General features: G+C 67.6%; 4 protein-coding genes. 3 read left to right on the forward strand and 1 reads right to left on the reverse strand.

Going from position 1 to position 5,300, the window contains the following annotated elements:
* Positions 1-85: 85 nt before the first annotated feature.
* A complete protein-coding gene (locus Q4F73_RS11260; protein ID WP_303359435.1) occupies positions 86-1,069 on the reverse strand; it encodes a heme o synthase in 984 nt (327 codons plus the stop codon).
* Between the two features lie 261 nt (positions 1,070-1,330).
* Here Q4F73_RS11260 and tkt point away from each other — a divergent pair, with 261 nt between their 5' ends.
* From tkt to Q4F73_RS11275, 3 genes are all read left to right on the forward strand, one after another.
* Positions 1,331-3,430, forward strand: a complete 2,100-nt coding sequence (tkt, locus tag Q4F73_RS11265; RefSeq protein WP_303359436.1) for a transketolase — start codon at positions 1,331-1,333, stop codon at positions 3,428-3,430.
* A gap of 11 nt (positions 3,431-3,441) precedes the next feature.
* Complete coding sequence (tal, locus tag Q4F73_RS11270) at positions 3,442-4,521, forward strand: transaldolase (RefSeq protein ID WP_303359437.1); 1,080 nt, start codon at positions 3,442-3,444, stop codon at positions 4,519-4,521.
* Positions 4,522-4,563: 42 nt separating this feature from the next.
* Positions 4,564-5,300: glucose-6-phosphate dehydrogenase (locus Q4F73_RS11275; protein ID WP_303359438.1), on the forward strand; the 737-nt coding region annotated here is incomplete at its 3' end.

Genomic DNA, 5,300 nt, shown 5'->3' on the forward strand with positions numbered 1-5,300 from the left:
CGTCGATAAGCAAGCAAGTCGTCCTGTGGATAACTCGGGTTATCCACAGAAATCGCCCATCCCGCCACCCGAGCGGTTGACAGGATCAGAAGTAGGTGGTCGTCCACCCCAGCATGGAGCCGATGGTCTCCCAGCCGAGGACGGCATCGATGGACAGGGCCACGAAGACGAGCGCGAGGTAGTTGTTCGACAGGATGAACAGCTTGAGGGGCTTGACCTTCTTCCCCTTCTTCACGCCGGTGTGCAGCACGATGGCCACGGCGAGGAAGTAGACACCGCCGATGAGAGCTCCGGCGAGGTAGATCCAGGAGGCGGCGGGGACGAGCAGCAGCGTCGTGATGACCGTGGCGACGGTGTACCAGACGATCTGGCGGGTGACCTCGACGGGCTTGCGGACGACGGGGAGCATCGGCACGCCGGCCTTCTCGTAGTCGTCGCGGTACTTCATGGCCAGAGCCCAGGTGTGGGGCGGGGTCCAGAAGAAGATGATGAGGAAGAGCACGATCGCCTGCCACCACTGGGAGGCAACACCCTCGGGGAGGTTGTCGGTGATGACGGCCCAGCCGACGAGCACCGGCATGCAGCCCGCGGCGCCACCCCAGATGATGTTCTGCCAGGTCCGGCGCTTGAGCCACTTGGTGTAGACGTAGATGTAGAACCAGTTGGTCAGCAGGATGAAGCCGGCGGCCAACCAGGAGTTGGCCAGCAGACCCAGCCACAGCACGGAGATGACGAGCAGCGACCACGCGAAAATGGTGGCCTTGCGGTTGGTGACGGTGTGGCGGACCAGGGGGCGGGCACGGGTGCGGCCCATCTTCTGGTCGATGTCGGAATCGGCGACCATGTTGAACGTGTTGGCCGCCGCCGCCCCCATCCAGCCACCGATGACGGTGAGGAGGATGAGGATGATGTTGTTCTCACCACGCTCGGCCTGCAGCATCGCCGGAATCGTGGCGACGAGGAGCAGCTCAATGACCCTCGGCTTCGTCAGCGCAATATAGGCCTTGATTGTCTCCAAGAGAAGGTTCCTCCAACGGCAGGTCGAGAATGTCGGGTTCCGGCGCGCCATGGTGTCGCGTCTACCAGTGACTGGTCGGGCAGGGCCGGCGGAAAGTTCCCGGCGCATGAAAAATCCAGCCCTGCCATCGTAGCCCTCTCAACCTTAAGTCGGATAATCCGCCGCACCGATTCGACGGGACACGGACCGGATCGTGGACCGACGACCATGCCCGGGCGCAGAAGTCACTAAGGTGGTGAGGTGACGTGGGCCCCGACGCCAGTCGGTCGACCCCGCTACGCCCTGACAACCATTGAAGTGAGGATCCCCACCGTGACGCTGACGCCCGAACTGCAGGCCCTGACGGAACGCCGTTACCCCGCCGACTGGACCGACACCGACACCCGCGCCGTGGACACCGTCCGCATTCTGGCCGCCGACGCCGTCGAGAACTGCGGATCCGGGCACCCGGGCACCGCCATGTCGCTCGCCCCGCTGGCCTACACCCTCTACCAGCGCGTGATCGACCACGATCCCAACGACACCGACTGGGTCGGCCGTGACCGCTTCGTCCTCTCCTGCGGCCACTCCTCCCTCACCCAGTACATCCAGCTCTACCTCGGCGGCTTCGGCCTCGAGATGGAGGACCTCAAGGCGCTGCGTTCCTGGGACTCTCTGACCCCGGGCCACCCGGAGGTGGGCCACACCCGCGGCGTCGAGATCACCACCGGCCCGCTGGGCCAGGGCCTGGCCTCCGCCGTCGGCATGGCCATGGCCGCCCGTCGGGAGCGCGGACTCTTCGACCCGGAGGCCCCGGCCGGTGAGTCCCCCTTCGACCACTTCATCTACGTCATCGCCTCCGACGGCGACCTGCAGGAGGGTGTCACGGCCGAGGCCTGTTCGCTGGCCGGCACCCAGCAGCTGGGCAACCTCATCGTCTTCTGGGACGACAACCGCATCTCCATCGAGGATGACACCCAGATCGCCTTCACCGAGGACGTCGTCGCCCGTTACGAGGCCTACGGCTGGCAGACCATCGAGATCGAGGGCGGCGAGGATGTCGCCGCCATCGAGGCCGCCGTCGTCGCCGCCAAGGCCGACACCGAGCGCCCGACCTTCATCCGTCTGCGCACCGTCATCGCCTACCCGGCCCCCAACGCCCAGAACACCGGTGCCTCCCACGGCGCCGCCCTGGGCCAGGACGAGGTCCGCGCCACCAAGGAGGTGCTCGGCTTCGACCCCGAGGTCAACTTCCACATTGACGACGATGTCCTCGCCCACACCCGCCGGCTCACCGAACGCGGTGCCGACAAGCACGCCGCCTGGCAGGAGAAGTTCGACGCCTGGGCCGAGTCCAACACGGAGCGCAAGCGCCTGTTCGACCGCCTCGTCGCCCGCGAGCTGCCCGAGGGCCTGGCCGAGGCCATGCCGGTGTGGGAGGCCGACGAGTCCGGCCTGGCCACCCGTAAGGCCTCCGAGGCCGCACTGCAGGTCCTCGGCGAGATGATGCCCGAGCTGTGGGGTGGCTCCGCCGACCTCGCCGGTTCCAACAACACCATCATCAAGGGTGAGCCCTCCTTCGGCCCGAAGGAGATCTCCACCGACACCTGGTCCGCTACGCCGTACGGCCGCAACATGCACTTCGGCATCCGTGAGCACGCCATGGGCTCCATCCTCAACGGCATCGCCCTCCACGGCCCGACCCGCCCCTACGGCGGCACCTTCCTCATCTTCTCCGACTACATGCGCCCGGCCGTGCGCCTCGGTGCCCTCATGGAGTCCGACGTCTACTACGTGTGGACCCATGACTCCATCGGTCTCGGCGAGGACGGCCCGACCCACCAGCCGGTGGAGACCCTGGCCGCCCTGCGCGGCATCCCGGGCCTGTCCATCATCCGTCCGGCCGACGCCAACGAGACCGCCCAGGCCTGGGCCGCGGCACTCGAGTACAAGGAGTCGCCGAAGGGCCTGGCGCTGACCCGCCAGAACGTCCCCGTCCTCGAGGGCACCAAGGACAAGGCCGCCGAGGGTGTCCGCCGCGGCGCCTACGTCCTCGTCGAGGGCTCGCAGGAGACCCCCGACGTCATCATCATGGCCACCGGCTCCGAGGTGCAGCTGGCGGTCGAGGCCGCCGCCACCCTTGAGGCCGACGGCGTGGCCGCCCGCGTCGTCTCCGTGCCCTGCATGGAGTGGTTCCTCGAGCAGGACGCCGACTACATCGAGTCCGTCCTCCCGGCCGCCGTCACCGCCCGCGTCTCCGTCGAGGCCGGTATCGCCATGCCGTGGCACCGTTTCACCGGCACCACCGGCCGCAACGTCTCCCTCGAGCACTTCGGTGCCTCCGCGCCGTACCAGAAGCTCTTCGAGGAGTTCGGCCTCACTGCCGAGGCCGTCGTCGACGCCGCCCGCGACACCATCAACGCCAGCAAGTAAAGGATCCCACCATGACCCACATCGACGAGCTCGCCGCACTGGGTACCGCCACCTGGCTCGACGACCTCTCCCGCGACCGCATCACGTCCGGCAACCTCGCTGAGGTCGTCGAGAAGAAGTCCGTCGTCGGCGTGACCACCAACCCGGCGATCTTCGCCGCCGCCATGAGCAAGGGCACCGCCTACGACGCCCAGATCGCCGAGCTCAAGGCCGCCGGCGCCGCGGTCGACGAGGCCGTCTACGCCATGACCATCGACGATGTCCGCGACGCCTGCGACATCCTCATGCCGATCTACGAGTCCACCAACGGCCGCGACGGTCGTGTGTCCATCGAGGTCGATCCGCGCATCTCCGAGGACCGCGAGGCCACCCTCTCCCAGGCCCGGGAGCTGTGGAAGAAGGTCGACCGCCCGAACGTCATGATCAAGATCCCGGCCACCCCGGACTCGATCCCGGCGATCACCGACGCCCTCGCCGAGGGCATCTCCGTCAACGTCACCCTCATCTTCTCCGTGGCGCGCTACCGCGAGGTCATCGCCGCCTACCGGGAGGGCATCCAGCGCGCCGCCGAGCGTGAGCTCGACGTCTCGCAGATCCACTCGGTGGCCTCCTTCTTCGTCTCGCGTCTCGACGTCGAGATCGATCGCCGCCTCGAGGAGATCGGCACCGAGGAGGCTCTGGCCCTGCGCGGCAAGGCCGGCGTGGCCAACGCCCAGCGCGCCTACGCGGTGTTCCAGGACATCGGCGCGAAGGACCTGCCGGAAGGTGCCAACGTGCAGCGTCCGCTGTGGGCGTCGACCGGTGTGAAGAACCCCGACTACGCCCCCACCCTCTATGTCAGCGAGCTGGCCGGCCCCGACACCGTCAACACCATGCCGGAGCCGACCATCGACGCCGTCCTCGAGCACGGTGGCCTGCACGGTGACACCCTGTCGGGCACCGAGGATGAGGCCCAGGAGGTCTTCGAGCAGCTCGTCGCCGTCGGGATCGACATGGAGGACGTGTTCATGGTCCTGGAGCGCGAGGGCGTGGAGAAGTTCGTCTCCGCGTGGAGTGAGCTCCTCGATTCCATGGAAGCCCAGCTGCGCTAGCAGCCTCTCCCCCGAAAGGACGACACGCGTATGCCCATGCCCGTGACCGGCTCTGACGCCTGGCTCAACCCGCTGCGCAACCCCGAGGACAAGCGCCTGCCGCGCATCGCCGGCCCCTCGGGCATGGTGATCTTCGGCGTCACCGGTGACCTGGCGCGCAAGAAGCTGCTGCCGGCCATCTACGACCTGGCCAACCGCGGCCTGCTGCCCGCCGGTTTCACCCTCATCGGTTTCGGACGACGTTCGTGGACGAAGCCGGAGTTCGAGGAGTACGTGCGCGAGGCCGTGGAGGCCGGGGCGCGCACCCGTTTCCGCGAGCACGTGTGGGAGCGCCTGGCCGAGGGCATGCACTTCGTCGAGGGCAACTTCGACGACGACGGCTTCGACCGCCTGGCCGCCACCCTCGCGGAGATGGACGCCACGCGGGGCACGTCCGGCAACTGGGCGTTCTACCTGTCGGTCCCGCCGGACTTCTTCACCGCCGTGTGCCACCAGCTGGAGCGTTCCGGCCTGGCCCAGGCGGGCGAGGAGTTCTGGCGACGGGTGATCATCGAGAAGCCCTTCGGCCATGATCAGGCCACCGCCCGGGAGCTCAACCAGGTGGTCAACTCCGTGTTCCCGGAGGAGGCGGTGTTCCGCATCGACCACTATCTGGGCAAGGAGACGGTGCAGAACATCCTCGCCCTGCGTTTCGCCAACCAGCTCTTCGATCCGCTGTGGAACGCCCACTACGTCGACCACGTGCAGATCACCATGGCCGAGGACATCGGCCTGGGCGG

Origin of the sequence: Corynebacterium sp. (assembly GCF_030535495.1) — a bacterium.
Taxonomy (GTDB): Bacteria; Actinomycetota; Actinomycetes; order Mycobacteriales; family Mycobacteriaceae; genus Corynebacterium.